This is a genomic window from Streptomyces sp. NPDC048192 (genome assembly GCF_043202415.1).
Classification (GTDB): Bacteria; Actinomycetota; Actinomycetes; order Streptomycetales; family Streptomycetaceae; genus Streptomyces.
Map to the genome: position 1 here is coordinate 57,502 of NZ_JBIDAL010000007.1, position 22,506 is coordinate 80,007.

Annotated in this window: 18 protein-coding genes, 1 tRNA gene and 1 pseudogene; 13 read left to right on the forward strand and 7 right to left on the reverse strand. The window is 73.9% G+C overall.

Annotated elements, in window-relative coordinates:
• Positions 1–437: 437 nt before the first annotated feature.
• Complete coding sequence (locus ACGFZN_RS16010; protein WP_393859065.1) at positions 438–1,316, reverse strand: hypothetical protein; 879 nt, start codon at positions 1,314–1,316, stop codon at positions 438–440.
• Between the two features lie 307 nt (positions 1,317–1,623).
• Between ACGFZN_RS16010 and ACGFZN_RS16015 the strand changes: the two genes are divergently transcribed.
• On the forward strand, positions 1,624–2,382 hold the full coding sequence (locus ACGFZN_RS16015) for a hypothetical protein (RefSeq protein ID WP_393859066.1): 759 nt from the start codon (positions 1,624–1,626) through the stop codon (positions 2,380–2,382).
• A gap of 178 nt (positions 2,383–2,560) precedes the next feature.
• The gene (locus tag ACGFZN_RS16020; protein WP_393859067.1) at positions 2,561–3,316 is read left to right on the forward strand and encodes a class F sortase; all 756 of its coding nucleotides are present in this window, start codon (positions 2,561–2,563) and stop codon (positions 3,314–3,316) included.
• 15 nt (positions 3,317–3,331) lie between these two features.
• On the opposite strand, the gene ACGFZN_RS16025 is transcribed toward ACGFZN_RS16020, so the two are convergent.
• The 3 genes from ACGFZN_RS16025 to ACGFZN_RS16035 all read right to left on the reverse strand — a co-directional run bounded on the left by ACGFZN_RS16025 (position 3,332) and on the right by ACGFZN_RS16035 (position 6,666).
• Entirely contained in the window at positions 3,332–4,498 is a 1,167-nt protein-coding gene (locus ACGFZN_RS16025; RefSeq protein WP_393859068.1) for a GDSL-type esterase/lipase family protein, read from the reverse strand.
• A 23-nt stretch (positions 4,499–4,521) separates the two neighbouring features.
• Positions 4,522–5,091, reverse strand: a complete 570-nt coding sequence (locus tag ACGFZN_RS16030; RefSeq protein WP_393859437.1) for a TetR/AcrR family transcriptional regulator — start codon at positions 5,089–5,091, stop codon at positions 4,522–4,524.
• 129 nt (positions 5,092–5,220) lie between these two features.
• Entirely contained in the window at positions 5,221–6,666 is a 1,446-nt protein-coding gene (locus tag ACGFZN_RS16035; RefSeq protein ID WP_393859069.1) for a glyceraldehyde-3-phosphate dehydrogenase, read from the reverse strand.
• A 184-nt stretch (positions 6,667–6,850) separates the two neighbouring features.
• On the opposite strand from ACGFZN_RS16035, the gene ACGFZN_RS16040 reads away from it, so the two are divergent.
• From ACGFZN_RS16040 to ACGFZN_RS16055, 4 genes are all read left to right on the forward strand, one after another.
• Positions 6,851–8,059, forward strand: coding sequence for a hypothetical protein (locus ACGFZN_RS16040; RefSeq protein WP_393859070.1), 1,209 nt, complete (start codon positions 6,851–6,853; stop codon positions 8,057–8,059).
• An 88-nt stretch (positions 8,060–8,147) separates the two neighbouring features.
• The gene (locus ACGFZN_RS16045) at positions 8,148–8,468 is read left to right on the forward strand and encodes a hypothetical protein (RefSeq protein ID WP_393859071.1); all 321 of its coding nucleotides are present in this window, start codon (positions 8,148–8,150) and stop codon (positions 8,466–8,468) included.
• Positions 8,469–8,588: 120 nt separating this feature from the next.
• Positions 8,589–9,452 (forward strand): PP2C family protein-serine/threonine phosphatase, encoded by an 864-nt coding sequence (locus ACGFZN_RS16050; RefSeq protein WP_393859072.1) that lies wholly within the window; start codon positions 8,589–8,591, stop codon positions 9,450–9,452.
• Between the two features lie 183 nt (positions 9,453–9,635).
• Positions 9,636–10,679, forward strand: coding sequence for an MASE1 domain-containing protein (locus ACGFZN_RS16055; RefSeq protein ID WP_393859073.1), 1,044 nt, complete (start codon positions 9,636–9,638; stop codon positions 10,677–10,679).
• Between the two features lie 46 nt (positions 10,680–10,725).
• Here ACGFZN_RS16055 and ACGFZN_RS16060 read toward each other — a convergent pair whose 3' ends face one another.
• Positions 10,726–11,112 carry a hypothetical protein gene (locus tag ACGFZN_RS16060; protein ID WP_393859074.1) on the reverse strand — a complete coding sequence of 129 codons (387 nt, stop codon included), beginning with the start codon at positions 11,110–11,112 and terminating at the stop codon, positions 10,726–10,728.
• Positions 11,113–11,243: 131 nt separating this feature from the next.
• Here ACGFZN_RS16060 and selA point away from each other — a divergent pair, with 131 nt between their 5' ends.
• Both selA and ACGFZN_RS16070 read left to right on the forward strand, forming a co-directional pair.
• Positions 11,244–12,683, forward strand: a complete 1,440-nt coding sequence (gene selA, locus ACGFZN_RS16065; RefSeq protein WP_393859075.1) for an L-seryl-tRNA(Sec) selenium transferase — start codon at positions 11,244–11,246, stop codon at positions 12,681–12,683.
• Positions 12,683–14,491 (forward strand): annotated as a pseudogene (locus ACGFZN_RS16070) (SelB C-terminal domain-containing protein); the annotation flags it as partial. The gene selA and the pseudogene ACGFZN_RS16070, both read left to right, overlap by 1 nt.
• Positions 14,492–14,522: 31 nt before the next feature.
• Here ACGFZN_RS16070 and ACGFZN_RS16075 read toward each other — a convergent pair.
• Positions 14,523–14,619 (reverse strand) — tRNA-Sec (locus ACGFZN_RS16075).
• Between the two features lie 37 nt (positions 14,620–14,656).
• On the opposite strand from ACGFZN_RS16075, the gene selD reads away from it, so the two are divergent.
• Positions 14,657–15,676, forward strand: coding sequence for a selenide, water dikinase SelD (selD, locus tag ACGFZN_RS16080; RefSeq protein ID WP_393859076.1), 1,020 nt, complete (start codon positions 14,657–14,659; stop codon positions 15,674–15,676).
• 21 nt (positions 15,677–15,697) lie between these two features.
• Here the strand turns inward: selD and fdh are convergent, their stop codons facing one another.
• Entirely contained in the window at positions 15,698–18,958 is a 3,261-nt protein-coding gene (fdh, locus tag ACGFZN_RS16085; RefSeq protein WP_393859077.1) for a formate dehydrogenase, read from the reverse strand.
• Positions 18,959–19,299: 341 nt separating this feature from the next.
• Here fdh and ACGFZN_RS16090 point away from each other — a divergent pair, with 341 nt between their 5' ends.
• The 4 genes from ACGFZN_RS16090 to ACGFZN_RS16105 are packed head-to-tail and all read left to right on the forward strand — an operon-like array spanning position 19,300 to position 22,467.
• Entirely contained in the window at positions 19,300–19,926 is a 627-nt protein-coding gene (locus ACGFZN_RS16090; protein ID WP_393859078.1) for a cytochrome c oxidase subunit II, read from the forward strand.
• A complete protein-coding gene (locus ACGFZN_RS16095) occupies positions 19,923–21,581 on the forward strand; it encodes a cbb3-type cytochrome c oxidase subunit I (protein WP_393859079.1) in 1,659 nt (552 codons plus the stop codon). Before ACGFZN_RS16090 ends, ACGFZN_RS16095 begins: the two co-directional genes overlap by 4 nt.
• On the forward strand, positions 21,578–21,937 hold the full coding sequence (locus ACGFZN_RS16100) for a hypothetical protein (protein ID WP_393859080.1): 360 nt from the start codon (positions 21,578–21,580) through the stop codon (positions 21,935–21,937). The genes ACGFZN_RS16095 and ACGFZN_RS16100 overlap by 4 nt, the downstream gene beginning before the upstream one ends.
• Positions 21,938–21,945: 8 nt before the next feature.
• Positions 21,946–22,467, forward strand: a complete 522-nt coding sequence (locus ACGFZN_RS16105; protein ID WP_393859081.1) for a hypothetical protein — start codon at positions 21,946–21,948, stop codon at positions 22,465–22,467.
• The last annotated feature ends 39 nt before the right edge of the window (positions 22,468–22,506 follow it).

A 22,506-nucleotide genomic window follows, 5' to 3' on the forward strand; every position in this document is an offset into this window, starting at 1 on the left:
CCGGCCGACCGTACGGCGCCCCCGTCCCCTTCTCCTGGACGGGGCGCCGGCGGCCGGGCGGCTGGGGGCCTTGAAGCGGGCGGCGCGGAACCGGGGCGGGCGACTGCGGGCGTTCTCCGGGCGGCGTGGAGTCGGGCAGCCGACTGCGGGCGTCCGTGAGCGGGCCCCGGAGCCGTGCGCGCGGAGGTCGCGGTGCTGCCCCGGCGGGCGGCCGACCGTCACTGAGGGGAGGGCGGGTCCCCCTACCGCAGCCCGCTCTCCCCGTGTGCGGGCGCTCAGGGCGACGGGGTCGTCGGGGGCGGTGCCCTTGAGCCGGGCTGGGCGGCTTCGGGGCCGTGCCGGGGCGTGGGGCGCGCCGCCGGGCAAGGCAGCCCGGGGTGGTCCCGAGGGGTGGGCCGGAGCCGGGGCCATGGGGCGCATGGGGGAGCCGAGGCCGGTCAGCGGTCGGCCGGGTGGGCGCTGCGGGTCAGGCCGACCGGGTTGCCCGCCGGCAGCAGGCCCGAGGTCTCGACCGTGCGGGCCAGCGGCTCCAGCAGTTCGGCCAGGCGGGCGGTGCGGTCGGCGCCGAGCGCGGTCCAGGGCGCTTCGGCGGCCGCGTCCGTCAGCGCCTCCACCTCCGCGCGCACGGCAGCGCCGGCCGGGGTGAGGGACCCGTCGGCCGCGAGCAGACCCCGCTCGCGCAGCCGCATTCCGGCCGCGTCCCAGTCCGCCTGCTCCCACTTTCGCGTCTCCCGCAGCAGCGCCCCGTCGGACTCGCCGGCCGCCGCCTTGAGGATCATGGCCTCGACCGGTCCCAGGCCGTGGGCGACCAGCACCGCGACATGCGAGTCGCCCCGGTGCTCGCGCAGGGTGGTGAGGCCCTGCCAGAGCCGTGCCGCGGGGCGGCCGGGCTGCTCCAGCGCCTGGTTGGCGGCGGCCAGCACCCGGCCCGTGGTGTCCGCCGCCGCTGCCGCCTCCCAGGCGAGGTCCGCGGCCCGGACGAACTCGGCCGAGCCGACCGTGTCCGGTCCGAAGAGGGCGGTCATCGCCGCGTCCAGGGCGTCCTCGCGGGCGGCCAGCACGTCGGCCGGAGTCGCGTACGTCCAGGCGTCCGGCAGGGCACGGGTCACCCGGGCGGGGTGGAAGACGTAGAAACTGCTCGTCACGACGGACGGATGCGCCGCGCCGAGCGGTGCGGCGCGCAGCGCGAAGTAGCCCATCCAGTACCCGCGCATCCCGAGTGCGTCCGCCGCCCGGCGCACCTCCGGGGCGAAATAGAGAAGGTCGTGCACCGGCTCGTACCGCTCCCACAGGACCCGTGCCATCACGTCGGCCACGGCTGCCTCCCACCACGTCGATCTGACGTCCTGTCGGCACCAGCCTGCGTTATGACGGCTGTCATAACAAGAGGGGGGCAGGGGACCGCGGTGTCCGGCTGTGGGGGAGGGGTGCGACGCGCTGGACGATTCCCCCGGACGAGGGGCCGCGGAGCGCGAACACTGGGACAGACGGGTGGCAGGGTGACACGGCTGGGCGGCTCGGATGGTGGGAGCTTGCGGACTCGCTGACGGTGGTTCATGTCGAGGCCGGGTCCATCCAGCTGATGAGGTATCCGCTGCCCGGCCACGGCGGAAGGACATCGCTATGCGTTCTGCCCGCATGCTTCTGGCCACGGCGGCCGCAACCGCCGCTCTGACCTTCGCCGCGCCCAGTGCCGCCTTCGCCGTTCCCGCGGGTGATGACGGCGGCCGCGACGACTCCTCCTACAGCCAGGACCACGACCACGGTTCCGGCGAAGACCACGGCCGCGACGACGACTCGGGCCGCGACCACGACAATGATCACGGAGACGACCACGGCGGGGGCCGCGGACACGACGGGCCCCGCGGCGGAATCCACACGGGTGGCGGAGCGCTCTCCGTGGTCCGCGGCGACGGCCGCGGTGACGACCGGGGTGACGACGAGCACGGCCGGGGCGAGGACCACGGCCGGGACGACGACGGCGGCCGGGACGAGGACGGCGGTCATGGCGACGGCCACGGCCGCGGCCACGAAGGGCCCCACGGCGGCATGCACACCGGTGGTGGCGCGCTCGCCGCGGTCCGCGGGGACGACTGGGGCTCCGACCGCGACGACGACGGGTTCGGCGACGACCACTACCAGGACGGCGGCCGGGACGGCGGTCACGACGGCGGCCGGGAAGGCGGCCGGGAAGGCGGCCGTGACGGCGGTCGCGACGACGACGAGCGCGGCGGACACGAGAGGCCGCACGGCGGTATGCACACCGGTGGCGGCGCGCTCGCCGACCCGGGTGTGACCGCGGGTGGCCTGGCCGTGCTGGCCGTAGGGGCCGGCGGCATGTACCTGCTGCGCCGCCGCAAGGCCGGCCAGTCGGCGTCCTGACCGACGCGAACCGTCCAGAGGCAGCGGCAGCCGCCGGCAGCTCCCACCGTGTCGGCGGCCCGCGCCCGGACCCGCCCCCGCACGTGTCTGCACGTGCTCTCCCCGTGCGCCGGGCCCTTTCTCCCGGCGCCCCCTGTCCTGATCCCCGTGCTGCCGCGTCCGAATGAGGTGGTGTCCGATGGCAGCAGATCCCTCCTCCCCGCCCCCCGAGCAGCAGGCGGACGGGCGGAGTTCCGGCCGTGGCGGGCGGCTGATGCTGTGGGGCGTGGCCATCGTCCTTCTCACCGTCAGCGTGTTCGGCGGCCACCAGAGTCCGGACGACACCCCGCAGCGGTCCCGTGCCGCGAGCGCCGGCGCCGCCCAGTCCGACCCGCAGCAGACCGTCCAGGACCAGACCGACCTGCAGCAGACCGACCCGAAACAGGGCGGCACGCGGCAGACCGAACCGCCGCGGAGCGACTGGGAGCAGGGCGTCACAGGACTGCCCCGGTCCACGCCGACCCGCCTGGTCATCCCGAAGATCTCCGTGAACGCCCCCTTCACCACCCTGAGCCTCAACTCCTCGGGGCAGCTCCAGCCGCCGCCGGCCGGCAACACCAACCTCGTCGGCTGGTACGCCAAGGGCGCCTCGCCCGGCGAGAAGGGCACCGCGATCATCGCCGGACACGTCGACACGAAGACCTCCGCGGCCGTCTTCGCCAACCTGTACGCGCTGCGGCGCGGCGACCGCTTCACCGTGGAGCGCGCCGACGGACGCGACGCCGAGTTCGTCGTGGACGACGCCCAGACCTTCGCCAAGGACGACTTCCCCAGCCGGCGGGTCTACGCCGACGCCCGGCGCCCGGAGGTCCGGCTGATCACCTGTGCGGGGCCGTACGACCACACGGCCAAGGACTACACGGAGAACCTCGTGGTCTTCGCCCACCTGGTGTGAGCCTGCCGGTACGGGTCAGGCGGCGCCGTCCGCGAAGGCGCCGCCCGGACCGAACGCCAGCGCCGCGAACCGTTCGCCCATGCGGCGGTGCGCGGCGGCGTCCGGGTGCAGGCCGTCGGGCAGCGGCAGCTCGTCGAAGTCCGCCTCGCCGTACAGCTCACGGCCGTCGAGGTAGTGCAGGTGCGGATCCTCGGCCGAGCGCTCGCGCACGATCCGGTCCAGCTCCTGTCGGATGACCGCCAGGGTCAGTTTCCCGCTCGCCCGCTCCGCCGGGTCCCCGGCGGCCACGAACCGCAGCCGCCCCTCGCTCACGGCGGAGAAGTCCGGAAGGCTGGGGCCCGGCGTGTCCTCATGGGCGGGGCACAGGATCGGCGACACGACGAGCAGCGGCGTCGCCGGGTGCCCGTCGCGGATGGTGTCGAGGAAGCCGTGGACGGCGGGGCCGAACGCGCGCAGCCGCATCAGATCGGCGTTGACCACGTTGATGCCGAGCTTGAGGCTGATCACGTCGGCCGGGGTGTCGCGCAGCGTGCGCGCGGTGAACGGGTCGAGCAGTGCGCTGCCGCCCAGCCCCAGATTGATCAGCTCCACGCCGCCGAGGGACGCGGCGAGGGCGGGCCAGGTGGTGGTGGGGCTCGCGGCGTCGGAGCCGTGGCTGATGGAACTGCCGTGGTGCAGCCAGACCCTGCGCCCCTGGTCCGGCACCGCTTCGACCGGCGCGTCGGCGCGCAGGGCGACCAGCTCGGTGGTCTCGTTGTGCGGCAGCCAGATCTCCACGACCTTCAGGGTGCCGGGCAGCCCGGAGAACCGCACGGTGCCGGGCTCGCCCGGCCGGTGCTCGGCGCTGCCGGTCGTCATGTCGATCGTGAGCGTGTTGCCGCCCGCCACGACGGCGCTGCCCGCCGGGCGCCCGTCGACGAGCAGGTCGTACACCCCGTCCGGGCGGGGCGGCGCGCCGGCGTAGACGCGCTTGGTCGGCAGGGTGTCCAGCTCGATCGCGGTGGCGCGGGTGCGCAGCACCAGCCGTACGCCGGAGGGCTGGGACTCCGCCATGGCCAGCTGCGGATCGGCGCACTGCGCGCGGGCGCGGGCCGGCAGCCGGTGCGGCAGCAGGCCGTGGGCGGTGCGTTCCCAGTCGAGGGCGCCGCGCAGGAGGTCGGGACTGAGGGGGACGGTGTGCATGGTGTCGGCCTGCTTCTCGGGGTTCAGGGGGTGGGCCAGTGGCGCAGCAGGGAGTCGAGGGCGTCCAGGATCCGGGTCCAGGACTCCTGGGAGTCGGGGGCGCTGTGGCTGAATCCGCCGGCCGACTCAAGGCTGACGTAGCCGTGGAACACGCTGCCGAGGAGGCGGACGGCGTGCGTCTGGTCGGGTTCGGCCAGGTCGTAGCCGCGCAGGATCGCCCGGGTCAGCTGGGCGTGCCGCGGGCCGGCGCTCGCGGCGGCCGTCTCGGAGTCCAGCGGGTACCGGGCCGCCGCGTAGCGGCCGGGGTGGCGGCGGGCGTAGTCGCGGTACACGTCGGCGAAGGCGGCGAGGGCGTCCTTGCCGGCCCGGCCGGCGAGCGCGTCGGCGGCGCGGTCGGCCATCTCCTCCAGCGCCAGCAGCGCGATCCGGGTCTTGAGGTCCTGGGAGTTCTTCAGGTGCGAGTACAGACTCGCGACCTTCACGTCGAACCGCCGGGCCAGCGCCGACACGGTCACCTGGTCGAAGCCGACCTCGTCGGCGAGTTCCGCGCCCGCAATCACCAGGCGCTCGGTGGTCAGCCCTGCGCGCACCATCACCTCTCCCTTCTCTGCCATAAGCGAGTATGAAACTTCCTAAAGCTTTTAGGCAAACTGGTTGGCCAGAAACGGCACGGCCGCCGACCGGAATCCGGTCGGCGGCCGTGGGCCGGGAGACGAGCGGGGTCAGACCGACGTCGCGGGGAAGGTCGGGTACTCCACGCCCGAGACGTACTGCACGACCCGGACGACCTGGCAGGAGTAGCCGAACTCGTTGTCGTACCAGAGGTAGAGGATCGCGTTGTCGCCGTCGACCTTGAGCGCGCCGGCGTCCACGATCGAGGCGTGGCGGGAGCCGATGAAGTCGCTGGAGACCGCGTCGGGCGCCGTGATGAAGTCGATCTGGCGCTTGAGCGGCGAGGTCAGCGACACCTCGCGCAGGTAGTCGTGGACCTCCTCGCGGGTGGTCTCGCGGGCCAGCTGGAGGTTGAGGATCGCGATGGAGACGTCCGGCACGGGCACGCGGATGGAGCTGCCGCTGATCTTCGCCTTGAGGTCCGGCAGCGCCTTGGCGACGGCGGAGGCGGCGCCGGTCTCGGTGATGACCATGTTGAGCGGCGCGGAGCGGCCACGGCGCTGGGACTTGTGGTAATTGTCCAGCAGGTTCTGGTCGTTGGTGAACGAATGGACGGTCTCCACGTGGCCGCGCAGCACCCCGTACTCGTCGTCCATCGCCTTCAGCGGCGGCACGATCGCGTTGGTGGTGCAGGAGGCGCAGGACAGGATCTGCTCGTCCGGCTTGATGGTGTCGTGGTTGACGCCGTGCACGATGTTCGGGACGTCGCCCTTGCCCGGCGCGGTCAGCACGACCTTCTCGATGCCGGGACGCAGGTGCTTCGACAGGCCCTCGCGGTCGCGCCACTTGCCGGTGTTGTCGATGAGGATGGCGTCCCGGATGCCGTACTCGGTGTAGTCCACGTGCGACGGGTCGTCGGCGTAGATCACCTTGATCGCGTTGCCGTTGGCGACGATCGTGCTGGTCTCCTCGTCCACGGTGATCGTGCCCTGGAACTGGCCGTGGATGGAGTCGCGGCGCAGCAGCGAGGCGCGCTTGACGATGTCCTGGGCGCCGCCGCCGCGCACCACGATGGCGCGCAGCCGCAGGCCGTTGCCGGAGCCGGCCTTCTCGATCAGCAGCCGGGCGACGAGCCGGCCGATGCGCCCGAAGCCGTACAGCACGACGTCGCGCGGCTCACGGCGCTCGATCTTGTTGGCGCCGGTGGCGCCGGCGACCGCCTCGGCGGTGAACTCGGCCACGCTCAGGCCGCGGTCGTCGGCCTTGTAGGTGGTGGCCAGCATGCCGAGGTCGATCTGGGAGGGGCCGAGGTCGAGGGCGGTCAGGGCCTCGAGGAACGGCATGGTCTCCGTGACCGACAGTTCCGCGCCGTCGATCTGCCGGGCGAAGCGGTGGGTCTTGAGGATGCTGACCACCGACTTGTTCACCAGGGAGCGGCTGTGCAGCAGGACGGTCACGTCCCGCTCGCGGTGCAGCTTCCCGATGAGCGGGATCATCGCCTCCGCGATCTCCTCGCGGATCTTCCAGTTGGTGAACGAGTCGTCGTTGACAGTCACGGATCCATCTTTCGAGCTAGGGAGCGCTCATATGGTAACCACACCTCTCAGCTGCTCCGTCCGGGGGAGGCGGAGTAAGGGAAATGCACCCATTCCTTGACTCATTCCTGAATCAGGGTGGAAGTCCGTAAGAAACCCGGGTCGCGGATTGCACGTCTTACCTGGCGTGCCCAAGGTCAACAGAGTGAGCACCTCCTCCGTACCGCGGCGCGACGCCGCCGCCCCGTCCCGGCCCCTCGGTCCCCCGGCGTTGTCACGGCTCGCCCGGCGCGGAGTCCCCGACGGGGCCCTCCCGGCCCTCGCCCTGTTCGCCGCCGTCCGGCTCGCCGGGATCCTCGTGGTGGTCCTCACGAACGCCGTCAGAGGGCACCCGCTCGTCAAGAGCTTCGCCCACTCCTGGGACTCCCGCTGGTACCTGCACATCGCCGCCCAGGGCTACGGCCACAAGATCTGGATCACCCCGCAGGGCGCCGTGCAGAGCGACTGGGCGTTCTTCCCGCTGTACCCGGGCCTGATCAGGGCGCTGACCACCGTGCTGCCGTTCACCCCGGGCCAGGCCGCGCTGCTGATCGCCTGGGCCGCCGCGGGCGTGGCGGCGTACGGCGTGTACGTCGTCGGCCACCATCTCTACGGGCGCGGGGTCGCCACCGCGCTGGTCGCCCTGTGGGCCGCCCTGCCGCACTCCGTCGAACTGACCATCGCCTACACCGAGTCGCTGTTCGCCGCCCTCGCCGTGTGGTCCCTGTACTGCGTGCTCAAGGGCCGCTGGCTGTGGGCCGGCGCGCTGGCGGCGCTCGCCGGCCTGTCCCGGCCCAGCGGCTTCGCGGTCGCGGTGGCGGTGTCCCTCGCCGCCGCCCACGAGGTGCTGCGGCGGCGCGGCAGGGTCCCGGCGAGCCTGTGGGCCGGCGCCCTGACCGCCCCGCTGGGCTGGCTCGCCTACGTGCTGTGGGTGGGCAGTCAGACCGGAGACCTGCTCGGCGGCTACTTCAAGGTGCAGAGCGCCTGGGACTCCCGCTTCGACTTCGGCGTCGGCGCGGCGCGGTTCGTCAAGGCCCTGCTGCTGCACGGGGGCGGCGCCGTCTACCCGATGTCCCTGGTGATCGTCGCGGCGGGCGTGCTGCTGTTCGCGCTGCTCTGCCTGGAACGGGCCCCGCTCCCTCTGGTGGTCTTCGCCGGGGTCCTGGTCCTGCTCGTGGTCGGCGGCTCCGGCTCCTTCTCCTCCAAGCCGCGGTTCCTGCTGCCCGCCTTCCCGCTCCTCATCCCCGTGGCCCGGGCGCTGACCCGCACCTGGCGGGTCCGGCCGGCCCACGCCGTGGTCGTCTACGGCGGCCTCACCGTGGTGTCCCTGCTGTTCGGCGCCTTCGTGACGGTGGTGGCCCATTCCCCGCTGTGAGCCCGGGCCGGAGCGCCATGCCCAGGGGCGGCGTTGTGCGAACGCCGTGAATCGGGGTAGGCGGGGGACGCCCGAGGAAAGGATCGCCATGACGACGTACGTGATCAGCGTTCCCGGTACCTTCACCGCGGACATCGGGACGGACACCCGTGCCCGCCTGGCCGGCACGCTCGGCCCGTCCGACCCGCACGGGACCCGGATGGGCAACGCCCAGGGCCTGGACGTGCTCAGTGTCAACGAGGACAACACCTTCACGCTCCGCCTCACCGTCGAGGCGGACACCGGCCGGCACGCCGAGGAGGAGGCCCGCCGGGTCGCCGACGCCGCCCTCCGGGACGCGGGGCTGGACGAGCGGAGCGCGGCGCTCGGCCCCGCCGTCATCACCGGGATCGACTCCGAGGTGCGCTGACCGGGAGCCGTAGCCCGTGCCTCCGCGGGGCGAGATGTCCTGGTACGGGTAAAATTCAGGCGTCTGCCGAAATGTCAGGGCGGCCGTCGTCGAGGGCCACCGCCTCGCCGGAAGTGATCGATGCCCCGCAAGCGCTCCACGGACGAAGGCGACGAGCTGCTGGCCAGACTCGGCTGGCTCACCGCCCAGGCACGGGAGCGCGCGGAGCTGCAGCGCAGCCAGGTGGAGCTGGCCATCGCCCTCCAGCGCGGCATGCTCCCGCGCGACCTGCCGACGGCGCCCGGACTGCACATCGCCGTCCGGTACACACCGGCCAACCTCGGCCTCAACGTGGGCGGCGACTGGTACGACGCGTTCAGTCTGCCCGACGGGCGGATCGGGCTGGCCATCGGCGACGTCCAGGGGCACAACATCGAGGCCACCGCCTTCATGGGCCAGGTACGGGCCGGACTGCGCGCCCTCGCCTCCGTGACCGGGGATCCCGGCGAACTGCTCTGCCGCACCAACGACCTGCTGCTGTCCCTGGGCGCCGACCTGTTCGCCACCTGCACCTTCATGCGTCTCGACCCGGCCACCGGGGTACTGGAGAGCGCACGGGCCGGCCACATCCCGTTCGTGTGGGCCACGGCGGACGGCAAGGCCGGCGTCGCCGACGACGAGGGCGGTCCGCCGCTCGGCATCGACTCGCGCGTGGAGTTCCCGGTGAGCAGGCACCGGATCACCACCGGCGGCCACTTCGTCCTGGTCACCGACGGAGTGGTGGAGGGCCCCTCGCTGGACATCGACGACGGCCTGGAGCAGGTGGTGAACCTCGCCGGCATCGCCGCCGTCGCCGGCCTCGCGGCCCCCGCACTGGCCGCCGCCGTCATGAAGGGCGCCGAGGGCGTCGGCCACGACGACGACGCGGCCGTCCTGGTCGTCGGCCTGGACGGCCCCGCCAGGCGCCTGTCGCCGGGGCCGGTGGGTCCGGGAGGGCGCGTGTGACGGGCGTGCTCTGGTCGACAGGTCCCGAGTGACGGGGCCAGTCCCTGTGGCGGGTTCGTGTGACCGGCCCAGGGGGATGCGGAACGGGCTGCGCGGCCGGCCGTCGGCAAAGGGTTCCGGGATTCAGCCATAGGGCTGGCCGCGCCGGGTCTCGCCTCGCCGAGCCGGGGCCTTCGGTGTGAGATGGCTGCTGTGGTGGGTAACGACGATCTGCGCCGGCCGGGCGGCTCCGCCGTCGAGGTGCTGGCCGTCGCGGCCTGCTACTACGGTTCGGCCCGGCTGGGACTCCTGCGCGAACTCACCGTCGAGGGCGCGGTCGTCAGCCCCATCTGGCCGCCGACGGGTGTCGCCGTCGCCGCCCTGCTGATCCTCGGCCTGCGCTGCTGGCCCGGCATCACCATCGGCGCCTTCTTCGCCGTGCTGGCCGTCAACACACCCCGCATCGACGTGCTCGGCACCCTCGCCGGTCAGACCCTCGCACCCGTGTGCGCGGCGCTGCTGCTGCGCCGGGCCCGCTTCCGTACCGACCTGAGCCGGCTGCGCGACGGCATCGTCCTGGTGTTCCTGGGCGCTCTGCCCGCGATGCTGATCAGCGCGACCACCGGCGCCGGCCTGCTCGTGCTCATGCACAGGCTGAACGCGCACAGCTTCTGGCCCGCCTGGCTGGCCTGGTGGGTCGGCGACGCCATGGGCGTGCTGCTCATCACGCCCCTGCTGCTGTTACTCCACAACGCGCGCTGGCCGCCCTCGCCGGCCCGCTGGAAGGAGGCGACCGCGCTGGCCGTCGTCACCTGCGCGGTCGTCCCGGTGGCCGTCTACAGCTCGATCAGCGTGCTCTTCCTCGTGTACCCGCTGATCATCTGGGCCGCCCTGCGGTTCCAGCTGGCGGGCAGTGTGCTGTGCGCGCTGGCGACGTCCGTGCTGGCGACCGTCGCGGCGACGGACGATGCCGGGGCCTTCACCGGCCTGAGCCGGATCGAGATCATGGTGAAGCTCCAGGCGTTCAACGGCGCGATGGCCCTGACCGCGCTCCTGCTGTCCGCCCTGATCACCGAGCAGCGCAACACCCGGCGCTCGGTGGAGAAGGCATGCCAGGAACTCGTCGAGGTCCTGGAACACCTCAACGCCGGCGCGGCGCCACCGCCCCGCACCGAGCCCGGGCACAGCGTCGGACCCGACGGCATGGGCGGCGGACCGGGCCCGCCTTCACCGGGCGGAGTCCCTTAGCCCGGCCCCCGCACCACTCGGCAGCCCGTTGCCGGTCCGTCCCGCCTCACCGGCCGGAGCGGTTCACCGGCCCCTCGTCGTCGCTGCCCGGCTCCGCCGAGCCTTTGCGCGGCCCGATGTCGCGGGGCGTGGGCGTCGGCGGGTGCGCGGCGCCGGCGGCACCGGGCTGGCCGCCGCCGGTGGTGCCGTAGCCGCCCGGGATGCCCGGGGGCATGTCCGCGGCCGCCTGGGCCTCGCTCACATGGCGCCGCGCCCGGACCCCCGCCCGGCGCTCCGGGTACGGGTAGTCGAACGGCTCGGCGGAGGCCCGCTCGCGGTCGCTCTCGCGCTGCCGGCGTGCGGCCTGCTCGGCGGCCGACGGGCTCTCGCCCCGCCGCTCGTGCCCCTGGCCGTGCGTACGGCCGTCGTCGTGCTTACGGTCCCTGTCGTCCATGCGGCGCCGAGTACCCGGACGGTTCCCGCCGTCACCACCTTCCGGCGTGTCGGACGGCCGGTCCGGGGCACTGGGAGACGATGGGCGCCGGCCCGGAAGGGCACGGGCGGGACCGGAGGAGCGGACGCGGCATGGACCAGCGGACGACGGGCGCGGCGGACCGGCCCCGCGCCCACCGCGAAGCACGGCCCGACGCCAGGGCGGCGGGAGCGCCGGACGGCGTCGTACGGCTGCCGGAGGACAGCGCGCAACCTCCCGGCGGCGCCGATGCCCGCCGCCGTATCCCGCGCACCGACGCCCTGCTGCGCGACCCCCGGCTGTCCGCGGCGATGCAGCGGCTCGGCGCCGGTGTGGTGAAGGCCGCCGTGCGCGCGGCGCAGCAGCGGGCCCGGGAAGGCGGCATCCGGCCCGAGCAGGTGCCGGAGACGGCCGTCGCGCTGCTGCCCGGCACCGCGAGCGGGCTGCGGCCGGTGATCAACGCCACCGGCGTCCTGCTGCACACCAACCTCGGCCGGGCCCCGCTGTCCGCGGCCGCCCGGCAGGCCGTCCAGGAGGCGGCGGGGCCCACGGACGTCGAACTGGACCTGGCGACCGGGGTGCGCGCCCGCCGGGGCCGCTCCGCGCTCGCCGCCCTGACCGAGCGCGTCCCGGCGGCGGAAGCCGCGCACGTCGTCAACAACGGCGCCGCCGCGCTCGTCCTCGCCGCCACCGCCCTCGCGGCCGGCCGGGAGATCGTCGTCAGCCGGGGCGAGATGGTGGAGATCGGCGACGGTTTCCGCCTGCCCGACCTGCTGGTGTCCACCGGTGCCCGGCTGCGCGAGGTCGGTACCACCAACCGCACGACCCCCGCCGACTACGCCGCCGTGATCGGCCCGGACACCGGGTTCGTGCTCAAGGTGCACCCCTCCAACTTCCGCATCACCGGCTTCACCCGGTCCGCCGAGACCGCCGAACTCGCCGGGCTCGGCGTGCCCGTCGTCGTCGACATCGGCTCCGGGCTGCTCGCCCCGCACCCGGCGCTGCCCGAGGAACCCGACGCCGAGACCCAGCTGCTGGCCGGCGCCTCGCTCGTCACCGCGAGCGGCGACAAGCTGCTCGGCGGCCCCCAGTGCGGGCTGCTGCTCGGCGACCGGGACCTGGTGCGTTCCCTCGCCCGGCACCCGCTGGCCCGCGCCCTGCGCGTCGACAAGCTGACCCTGGCCGCGCTGGAGGCCACCCTCACCGGCCCGCCCACCCCGACCGCCCGCGCCCTCACCGCCGACCCGGCCCGCCTGCGCGAGCGCGCCGACCGGCTCGCCGGTGCTCTCGCCGCCGACGGCATCGACGTACGGGCCGTCGACTCCCGCGCCACGGTCGGCGGCGGAGGCGCCCCCGGTGTCGTGCTGCCCAGCGCGGCGCTCTGTCTGCCCGAGGCGTACGCCGCCGCGCTGCGCACCGGCCCGGTGCCCGTGGTGGGGCGGCTGGAGGCGGGCCGCTGTCTGCTGGATCTGCGCGCGGTGCCGGCGGACGACGACGAACGGCTGGCCGACGCCGTGCGCTCCGCCCGGCCGGCCGGGGGAGGGCGGGCGTGATGCGGGTGCTCGCCACCGCCGGCCACGTCGACCACGGCAAGTCCGCCCTGGTCCGCGCCCTCACCGGCATGGAACCCGACCGGTACGAGGAGGAACGCCGCCGGGGACTCACCCTCGACCTGGGCTTCGTGTGGACGCGGCTCGGCCCGGACGGCGACCACCTCGCCTTCGTGGACGTGCCCGGCCACGAACGCTTCGTGCCCACCATGCTGGCCGGCGTCGGACCGGTCCCCGCCGTGCTGTTCGTGGTCGCCGCCGACCAGGGCTGGCAGCCGCAGTCCGAGGAGCACCTGGCCGTCCTCGACGCGCTCGGCGTCCGGCACGCCGTCCTCGCGGTGACCCGCAGCGACCTCGCCGACCCCGGACCCGTACGCGCCGACGCCGTGGAGCGGCTCGCCCGCACGAGCCTCGGCAAGGCGCCCGCGGTCGCCGTGAGCGCGGTCACCGGCGCGGGACTCGACGAGCTGCGCGGCGAACTGGCCCGGCTGGCAGGGGAGTTGCCCGACCCTGACCCCGACGCCGACGTACGGCTGTGGCTCGACCGGGCCTTCACCGTGCGCGGACACGGCACCGTGGTGACCGGCACCCTCGGCGCGGGCACCCTCCGGATCGGCGACCGGCTGGTCACCGGCGACGGCTCGGCCGTGCTCCGGGTGCGCGGACTGCAGAGCCTGCACCAGGACCGCACTGCGGTCAGCGGGGTGGCCCGCGTGGCGGTCAACGTGCACGGCCCGGGGGACGGCGCCCTGCGCCGCGGCCAGGTGCTGCTGACCCCGGACCGCTGGCTGGGCAGCGAGGTGATCGACGTGCGCGTCGCCGGGGAGCCGGCGGCCGGCCTGCCCCGCTGCGTCACCCTGCACATCGGCACCGCCGCCGTGCCGGTGACCGTCCGGCCGTTCGGCGAGGACACCGCCCGGCTCACCCTCGCCCGCGCGCTGCCCCTGCGCGTCGGCGACCGGGCCGTGCTGCGCGAACCGGGCGGCGGACGGATGCCCTGCGGCGTGACCGTCCTCGACGTACGGCCGCCCCGGCTGACCCGGCGCGGCGCCGGCCGGGCCCGCGCCGCCGAACTCGCCCGGATGACCGGCCGGCCCGACGCCGCCGCCGAACTCGGCCGCCGCAGGCTGATCCGGTGCGCCGAGCTGCGGGCGATGGGCGTGCCGCCGCCTCCCGCGTCCGAGGCCGGGGACCCGGCGCGCACCGCTTCGGCGGGAGACGCGGACAAGGGCGCGCCCGTCGGCCCCGTCGCCGGGGACTGGCTGGCCGACGCCGCGTACTGGAACACCCTGAAGGAACGGCTGGCCGCCGAGGCCGGCCGGCACGCCCGCGCCCACCCGCTGGACCCCGGGCTGCCCACCGAGGCGGCCCGCCGTCTGCTCGGCCTGCCCGACCGCGCCCTGGTCGACGCGCTCGCCGAGGCCACCCCCCGGCTCCGGGCCCGCCAGGGCCGGCTGTACCCCGCCGACGGCCTCCGGCCCGGCCTGCCCCCGCCCGTGCGCGCCGCCGTCGACGCCGTGCGCCGCGACCTCGCCCAGGCCCCCTTCCGCGCCCCCGAGGCCGGGCGACTCGCCGAACTGGGCCTGGACCGCCGCGCGTTGGCCGCCGCCGTCGCGGCCGGTGCGCTGCTGCGGATCGCCGACGGGATCGTGCTGCTGCCCGGCGCCGACGCCCGGGCCGCCGCCGTGCTGCGCACCCTGCCCCAGCCGTTCACGCTCAGCGAGGCACGCAAGGCGCTGGACACCACCCGCCGGGTCGCCGTGCCGCTGCTGGAGTTCCTGGACGCCCGGGGACACACCGAGCGCGTCGACGACCAGCGCCGGCGCTGCCGTACGGAGGCGGTGGACGGAGGCGGACGGGAATCGAACCCGCCGGCCCGAGATCCTCGGGCCCCTCGGTTTTGAAGACCGGGAGGGCCACCAGGCACCCACACGCCTCCACCGCTCGTCAGGCTACTGCCCCAGGAGACCGCCGGTATGACCTCGACATCCGCACCGACCCGCCGGGCGCCCGTCCGGCTCACCCAGTACGCCCACGGCGGCGGCTGCGCCTGCAAGATCCCGCCCGGGGAGCTGGAGGAGGTGGTCGCCGGGCTGACCGCGCCCCCGCTCGCCGGCGGCGACACCCCGCTGCTGGTCGGGCTCGCCACCGGCGACGACGCCGCCGTCGTCACGCACCGGGGAACGGCACTCGTCTGCACGGCCGACTTCTTCACCCCGGTCGTGGACGACCCCTACGACTGGGGACGCATCGCCGCCGCCAACGCCCTGTCCGACGTGTACGCCATGGGCGGCCGGCCGGTGCTCGCCGTGAACCTGCTGGCCTGGCCCCGCGACCGGCTCCCCTTCGACCTGGCCCGCGAGGTGCTGCGCGGCGGCCTGGACATCGCCACCGAGGCCGGCTGCCATGTCGGCGGCGGGCACAGCGTCGACGACCCGGAGCCGAAGTACGGCATGGCCGTCACCGGCCTCGCCGACCCCGGCCGGCTGCTGCGCAACGACGCCGGCCGGCCGGGGCTGCCGCTGTGCCTGACCAAGCCGCTGGGCGTCGGCGTGCTGAACAACCGGCACAAGGCCACCGGCGAACGGTTCGAGCAGGCCGTCGCCACCATGACCGCGCTCAACCGGGACGCCGCCGAGGCCGCCCTCGCGGCCGGGGCCGCCTGCGCCACCGACGTCACCGGGTTCGGGTTCCTCGGCCATCTCCACAAGCTGGCGCGGGCCTCCGGCGTGACCGCCGTGGTCGACACCGCGGCCGTGCCGTACCTGGACGGCGCCCGGGAGGCCGTACGCGACGGGTACGTCAGCGGCGGCACCCGGCGCAACCTGGAATGGGTCGCCCCGCACACCGACTTCGGCGGCACCGACGAGGAGACCCGGCTGCTGCTGGCCGACGCCCAGACCTCCGGCGGCCTGCTGATCGCCGGGGAGGTGCCCGGGGCGCCGGTCGTGGGGGAACTGGTGCCGCGCGGCTCCCACTCGGTCGTCCTGCGCTAGGGCCGCTGCGAGCGGGGGCCGCTAAGGCTCCGTACCCGTGTGCTCGTCGATGCCCGCCCGCGTCCGGTAGGCCCGCACCAGCTCCACGGACGCCGGGCCCCGGGGCCTGCGGCCCGGACGGATGTCCACGGCGAACGCCTTCGTCTCCTGGATGTGGGTGTTCGGGTCCAGGGACAGGTGCAGCAGCTCGTTGGCCGCGTCCCCGGTGCTGTAGCCGTTGGGCCCCCAGTGGTACGGCAGCCCCACCTGGTGCAGCCGGCGGCCCTGCACCGTCAGCGGCGCCATCCGGTCCGTCACCAGCACCCGTGCCTCGATCACCCCGCGCGCGCTGACGATCGTCGCCCACCCGGTGTGCTCCAGGCCCCGCTCGGCCGCCAGCTCGGGGGAGACCTCGCAGAAGAACTCCGGTTGCAGCTCCGCGAGATACGGCTGCCAGCGGGACATGCCGCCCGCCGTGTGGTGCTCCGTGAGCCGGTAGGTGGTGGCGACGAACGGGAACACCTCGGAGCCCGGTTCGTCACCGCTCGGCTGGTAGCGGTTGTCGGGCATCGACGGCATCAACTGCCGTACGGGATTGCGCTGCTGGTCGTAGAGCAGGTTCGGGAACGGCGAGTCCTGCGGCTCGTAGTGGGTGGGCAGCGGGCCGTCGGTCAGGCCGGACGGCACGTACAGCCAGGCCTTGCCGTCGGCCTGCATGATGAACGCGTCCGTGCCGGTCAGTGCCTCCGGGCCGGTCGCGTCCTCGGGCGGATCGTGATCGGGCGACTTGTCCTTCTTGAAGTCGGGCACGTCGTGCCCGGTCCACTCGCCCTTCTCCGCGTCCCACCACACCAGCGCCTTGCGCTCGCTCCACGGCCTGCCCTGCGGGTCGGCGGAGGCGCGGTTGTACAGGATCCGGCGGTTGGCCGGCCAGGCCCACGCCCACTCGGCCGCCACCCAGTCCTGTTCCCGGCCCGGCCTGCGGCGGGCGGCCTGGTTGACGCCGTCGGCGTACACCCCGCAGTAGATCCAGCAGCCGCAGGCGGTCGAGCCGTCGCCCTTCAGCTCCTCGTACGAGGACAGCGGACGGCCCTCGGCGTCCCGGCCGTTGATCTCGGCGAGCACGGCCTCCGCGTCCGGCTCGGCGTGCTGGCCCTTCGTCGGGTAGTCCCAGGCCAGGTCGAGCACCGGCCGGTCCATCTCGTCGGCGGATCCCGCGAGCTTCTCCCGGATGATCCGCCCCAGGTGGTAGGTGAACCACAGGTCGCTGCGCGCCTCGCCGGGCGGCTCGACCGCCTGGTGGTGCCACTGCAGCAGCCGCTGGGTGTTGGTGAAGCTGCCGTCCTTCTCGGTGTGCGCGGCGGCCGGCAGGAAGAACACCTCGGTGCGGATGTCCTCGGTGCGCAGCTCCCCGGTGTCGATCTCGGGCCCGTCCTTCCACCAGGTCGCCGACTCGATCAGGGAGAAGTCGCGCACGACCAGCCAGTCCAGGTTCGCCATGCCGAGCCGCATCAGCTTGGAGTTGGCGTTGCCGACCGCCGGGTTCTCGCCGTACAGGAAGTAGCCCTTGCAGGTGCCTTCCCGCTGGGCCATGGCCGTCTCGTACGTCGAGTGGCTGCCGGTCAGCCGGGGCAGGTAGTCGAAGCAGAAGTCGTTGTCCGCGCTCGCCGCGTCGCCCCAGTACGCCTTGAGCAGACTCACCAGGTACGAGCGCATGTTGCCCCAGTAGCCCTTGTGGGCCGCCTCGGCCTGCACGAAGGCCTCCAGGTCCTGGTTCTGGTGCGCGTGCGGCATCGGGATGTAGCCCGGCAGCAGGTTGAACAGGGTCGGGATGTCCGTGGAGCCCTGGATGGAGGCGTGCCCGCGCAGCGCGAGGATGCCGCCGCCCGGCCGGCCGATGTTGCCGAGCAGGGTCTGCAGCACCGACGCCGCACGGATGTACTGCACGCCCACCGTGTGCTGCGTCCAGCCGACCGAATAGGCGAACGCCGTGGTCCGGTCGCGGCCGGAGTTCTCCGTGACCAGCTCGCACACCTGCCGGAACAGGTCCTGCGGCACCCCGCAGACCTCCTCCACCAGCTCCGGTGTGTAGCGGGCGTAGTGCCGCCTGAGCAGCTGGAACACACACCGCGGATGGGCCAGGGTCTCGTCCCGCTCCGGCTCGCCCTCGCCGATGACCGCGCCGCCGGAGCCGTGCGCCTCGCCGCGCGCCGCCTCGGACACCGAGCTGCCGCCGCCGGTGCGCTCCTCGTACTCCTGGTCGCGCTCACCGGAGGCCGCCTGCACCTCCGTGCCCTCGTACTGCCAGCTGCCGTTGTCGTAGGACCGGTTCCGGGCGTCGAGGCCCGAGAACACCCCGGCCAGGTCCTCGGTGTCGCGGAAGTCCTCGCGCAGGATCACCGGAGCGTTGCTGTAGGCCACGAGGTAGTCGCGGAAGTACTTCTCGTGTTCCAGCACGTAGTGGATGATCCCGCCGAGGAAGGCGATGTCGGTGCCCGCGCGCAGCGGCACATGGACGTCGGCCAGCGCGCTGGTGCGGGTGAAGCGCGGATCGACGTGGATGACCTTCGCGCCCCGCGCCTTGGCCTCCATCACCCACTGGAACCCGACCGGATGGCACTCGGCCATGTTCGAGCCCTCGATGACGATGCAGTCCGCGTTCTGCAGGTCCTGCTGGAAGGTGGTCGCGCCGCCGCGTCCGAACGAGGTTCCCAGACCGGGAACGGTGGAGGAGTGTCAAACGCGCGCCTGGTTCTCGATCTGGATCGCTCCGAGCGCCGTGAACAGCTTCTTGATCAGGTAGTTCTCTTCGTTGTCGAGGGTGGCCCCGCCCAGGCTGGCGATGCCGAGCGTGCGCCGGGTGCGGGTCTCGTCGACCTCCCACTGCCAGCCCGCCCGGCGGGCCTCGATCACCCGGTCGGCGATCATGTCCATCGCCGTGTCCAGGTCGAGGCGCTCCCACTCGGTGCCGTGCGGGCGCCGGTAGAGCACCTGGTGCTCACGGGCGTCCCCGGTCGTCAGCTGCAGGCTCGCCGAACCCTTGGGGCACAGCCGGCCGCGCGAGACGGGGGAGTCCGGGTCGCCCTCGATCTGGGTGACCCGGCCGTCCTTGACGTACACGTTCTGGCCGCAGCCCACCGCGCAGTACGGGCAGACGGACTTCACGACCTGATCGGCGTCGGCCACGCGGGGCGTGAGGCGCTCACTGCGCGCGCTCTTCGCCGCCGCGCCCCGGCCCAGCGGATCGGTGCCCGTCAACTGGCGGTAGACCGGCCAGGAGCCGATCCAGGTGCGTACGCCCACGGCCACTCCTCCCGCTCGGTGCCTCGATTTTCCCGCAGCCCGGCCGCCACGGCATCTCCGGCCGCGGTGAGCCGTGGAGTACCCGCACCGGCGGTGACCAAACGGACACCGGCAGGTGTGAGGGCGGCGAGCCGGGAAACTCCGCCGCTGGTGTGTCGGCGCACGGACCGTACCGGGTGCCCGTAATGTCCGGATGGCCACGGTCCCGACGGAGGTGACGGGAGTGATCGCATGAGCGTCAGGGGCATCGGGGTGACGGCGGCGACGCCCGCCGGCACGACGCCGGCGGCACTCGGCGGGCGGCCGGCCGCGGCGCCCGGCGGCGTGAAGGCGGTGGCCCGGTGAGACAGCGTCAGATCTTCGGCAGCGTCTTCGCGCTGGAGGCGATCGTCGCCGCCGGCGTGTTCCTGGTGATCCTCGGCGTCCTCGCCTGGGCACTGGCACGGCGCCGCTCCGAGGCCTCGGACCGGCCCGAACGGCCCCGGCTGGAGGCCTTCTACGTCGGCGCCCTCGCCGCCTTCGCGGTCTTCCTGGTGGCCTGGACCGCCTGGCAGAACCACCGCGAACACGACGCGGCCGACCCGGCACCGCTGCGCGTCGACGTCACCGGCTTCCAGTGGTGCTGGACCTTCGGCTATCCGCAGTCCCCGGCGCACCGCAGCGTCACCGGCACCTGCAAGGGCAAGGACATCCCCACACTGGTCGTGCCGACCGGCCGCACGGTGCAGCTGCGCATCACCTCCCGGGACGTCATCCACTCTCTCTGGGTGCCGGACCTGCGGTACAAGATGGACGCCTTCCCGCACCACGTGAACACCTTCACCCTCACCCTGGACCGGGCGGGCCGCTGGCGCGGGCGGTGCGCGGAGTTCTGCGGACAGCGGCACGCCACCATGGACTTCTGGATCAAGGCGGTCCCGCCCCGGGAGTACGACCGCTGGGCGCACGGCGGGAGCGCTGCCGTATGACGGTCGCGCCACCCGCCGCCGAGCAGCGCGGCGACGCGGGCCGCCCGGTGCCGCCGGGCGGCTGGCTCGGCTGGGTCTCCACCACCGACCACAAGCGCATCGGTCTGCTGACCGCCGGCACCTCCCTGGTCCTCATGCTGGTCTACGGCGTCTTCGCCCTCTTCATGCGGGGTCAGCTCGCCCAGCCCGACGAGAGCTTCCTGACCCCGCAGACGTACAACCAGCTGTTCACGATCCACGGCTCCGGCATGATCTACATGGTCATGACCCCGTTCGCGATCGGCATGGGCGTCTACCTGGTGCCCCTGCAGATCGGCGCCCCCGGCATGGCGCTGCCCCGCCTGACCCTGCTCGGCTACTGGCTCTACGTGTTCGGCGCGCTCACCATGCTGGCCGGTTTCGCCACCCCCACCGGGGCGGCGGCCGACGGCTGGTTCTCCTATCCGCCGATGGCCGACAGCACGCACTCGCCGGGCGCCGGCACCGACCTGTGGATCGCCGGCGTCCTCCTCGCGGTCACCGGAACCATCCTGATGGGCTGGGCCGTGCTGTGGACCGTGCTGCGCCGCCGCACCCGCGGGATGACCATGCTCCGGCTGCCCGTCTTCTGCTGGTCGATGATCGCCACCTGCCTGATGGTGATCGGCGCCTTCCCGGCCCTGCTCGCCGCGCTCGCCCTGCTCGCCGTGGGCCGGGCCGATCCCTCGGTCTTCGCCTCCAACGTGTGGAACATCGGCTACCAGCACATCTTCTGGTTCTACGGCCACCCCGTCGTGTACGTGATGTTCTTCCCGTACCTGGCCGCCGTCGCCGAGGTACTGGCGGTGTTCTCCGGCCGCCGCTTCTTCGGCTACAAGGGCACCGCGCTGTCGCTGCTGGTGTTCGCCGCGCTGTCGATGAGCGTGTGGGGCCACCACATGTTCGCCACCGGCCAGGCGGCGAACGACTACTACTCGCTGACCTCCATCGCCCTGCTCGTCCCGGCGGGGGTCGAGTACTTCGGCATGCTCGGCACGCTCCTCGGCGGCCGGCTGCGGCTGCGCACGCCGATGCTGTTCGCGCTCGCGTTCGTCCCGCAGTTCCTGATCGGCGGCCTCACCGGCATCATGGTCGGCACCCCGGTGATCGACTACCACGTCACCGACAGCTACTTCGTCGTGGCCCATCTGCACTACGTGCTCTTCGCCGGCAGCGCGTTCGGCCTCTTCGCCGCCGTGTACTTCTGGTTCCCGAAGGTCACCGGCACCCTGCTCGACGAACGCATGGGCCGCGTCCACTTCTGGCTGCTGGTGGTGGGCACCAATCTGACGTTCCTGCCGATGTTCGCCCTCGGCTACCTCGGCATGCCGCGCCGGGTCGCCACCTACGCGGCCTTCGACGGGTTCGGCCTGCTGAACCTGCTCGCGACCGCCGGCGCCGCCTTCCTCGCCGCCGGCATGACCGTGTTCGCCGTCAACGTGCTGTGGACCCTGCGCAGGCGCGCTCTGGGGCGGGCCGAACCCGCCGGTGACGACCCGTGGGAGGCGCACACCCTGGAATGGGCGACCACCTCCCCGCCGCCGCGGCTGAACTTCCCGGCCGACCGGCCGCTGCCGCCGGTCAGCAGCTTCGCCCCGCTGCTGGACCTGCGGCAGCGGGAGAGGAGCGGCACGTGAAACGACACCTGTCCGCGGTGGTGGTGGCCGGCTGGGGCCTGCTGAACGGTGTCCTCCTCGCCGTCCTCGCGGTCTACGGCGAGAGCGCGCTGGTCTTCTGGCTGTGGGGCGGCGTCGTCCTGGTCCTCGAACTGGCCGCCGTGGCCGTGCTGGTGTCCTCCCGCACGGCCCCCGACGAGCACGTCCGCTATCGGGTGCCCGACCGGGGCGCGGGCGCCGTCCTGCCCGCGGCGGCCGGCCTGCTGCTGGTCGCCCTGTGCTTCGTCTACGGCCGCTGGCTGTGCGCCGTCGCCGTACCGCTGCTGGCCGTCTCCGCGGCCCTCGCGGTGCGCGGTACGACGGCCCGGGAGAGGTGAGCCACGCCATGGACCACTCGGCGCACACGTCCGTCCTGCCGATGGCCTTCTCCGCCGTCCTGGTCGCCGCCGTGGTCCCCGGCGCCGTCCACCTGCTGCGGCGCTCCCCGCTGTGGGAGCGGTTCAGCGTCCCCGCGCCCGTGGCCCTGCCCCTGCTGGTGCTGGTGCACGCCGGGGCCGTCCTCGGCGCGGACGCCGGCCTGCGCGCGCCCGGCGGCGCCCTGGCGGAGGAACCCGCCCTGCTCGCCGCCGCCGTCCTGTTCTGGATCCCGGTCCTCGCCCGCACCCGGCACCGCCTCGACGACCCCGGCCGCTGCCTGTACCTGTTCCTCGCCACGCCCCTGCTGGACCTGCCCGCCGTGGGCGTCGTCGCCACGGGCCGCTCCGCGGAGGGCCTGACCATGATCGTCGGCATGCTGCCCATCGGCATCGCCGCGGCGGCCCTCACCTGGTCCTGGGTGAACCGCGAGGAACGAGAGGCCCAGACCCTCGGCACCCCCACACCCGAACCGGGCACCACCACCCGCTGACGCTGCCGTCACCGGCCCGCGCCGGGAGACGCAGGCGCC

What these genes read in the sequence shown, in the direction of transcription:
- ACGFZN_RS16030 (WP_393859437.1), bottom strand. Translation starts at nt 5,091, where the DNA reads ATGGTGCGCGCAGGGCTGACCACCGAGCGCCTGGTGATTGCGGGCGCG.
- ACGFZN_RS16095 (WP_393859079.1), top strand. Translation starts at nt 19,923, where the DNA reads ATGACGGTCGCGCCACCCGCCGCCGAGCAGCGCGGCGACGCGGGCCGC.
- ACGFZN_RS16060 (WP_393859074.1), bottom strand. Translation starts at nt 11,112, where the DNA reads ATGGACGACAGGGACCGTAAGCACGACGACGGCCGTACGCACGGCCAG.
- selD (WP_393859076.1), top strand. Translation starts at nt 14,657, where the DNA reads ATGACCTCGACATCCGCACCGACCCGCCGGGCGCCCGTCCGGCTCACC.
- ACGFZN_RS16015 (WP_393859066.1), top strand. Translation starts at nt 1,624, where the DNA reads ATGCGTTCTGCCCGCATGCTTCTGGCCACGGCGGCCGCAACCGCCGCT.
- ACGFZN_RS16020 (WP_393859067.1), top strand. Translation starts at nt 2,561, where the DNA reads ATGGCAGCAGATCCCTCCTCCCCGCCCCCCGAGCAGCAGGCGGACGGG.
- ACGFZN_RS16050 (WP_393859072.1), top strand. Translation starts at nt 8,589, where the DNA reads ATGCCCCGCAAGCGCTCCACGGACGAAGGCGACGAGCTGCTGGCCAGA.
- selA (WP_393859075.1), top strand. Translation starts at nt 11,244, where the DNA reads ATGGACCAGCGGACGACGGGCGCGGCGGACCGGCCCCGCGCCCACCGC.
- ACGFZN_RS16055 (WP_393859073.1), top strand. Translation starts at nt 9,636, where the DNA reads ATGGCTGCTGTGGTGGGTAACGACGATCTGCGCCGGCCGGGCGGCTCC.
- ACGFZN_RS16025 (WP_393859068.1), bottom strand. Translation starts at nt 4,498, where the DNA reads ATGCACACCGTCCCCCTCAGTCCCGACCTCCTGCGCGGCGCCCTCGAC.
- ACGFZN_RS16045 (WP_393859071.1), top strand. Translation starts at nt 8,148, where the DNA reads ATGACGACGTACGTGATCAGCGTTCCCGGTACCTTCACCGCGGACATC.
- ACGFZN_RS16105 (WP_393859081.1), top strand. Translation starts at nt 21,946, where the DNA reads ATGGACCACTCGGCGCACACGTCCGTCCTGCCGATGGCCTTCTCCGCC.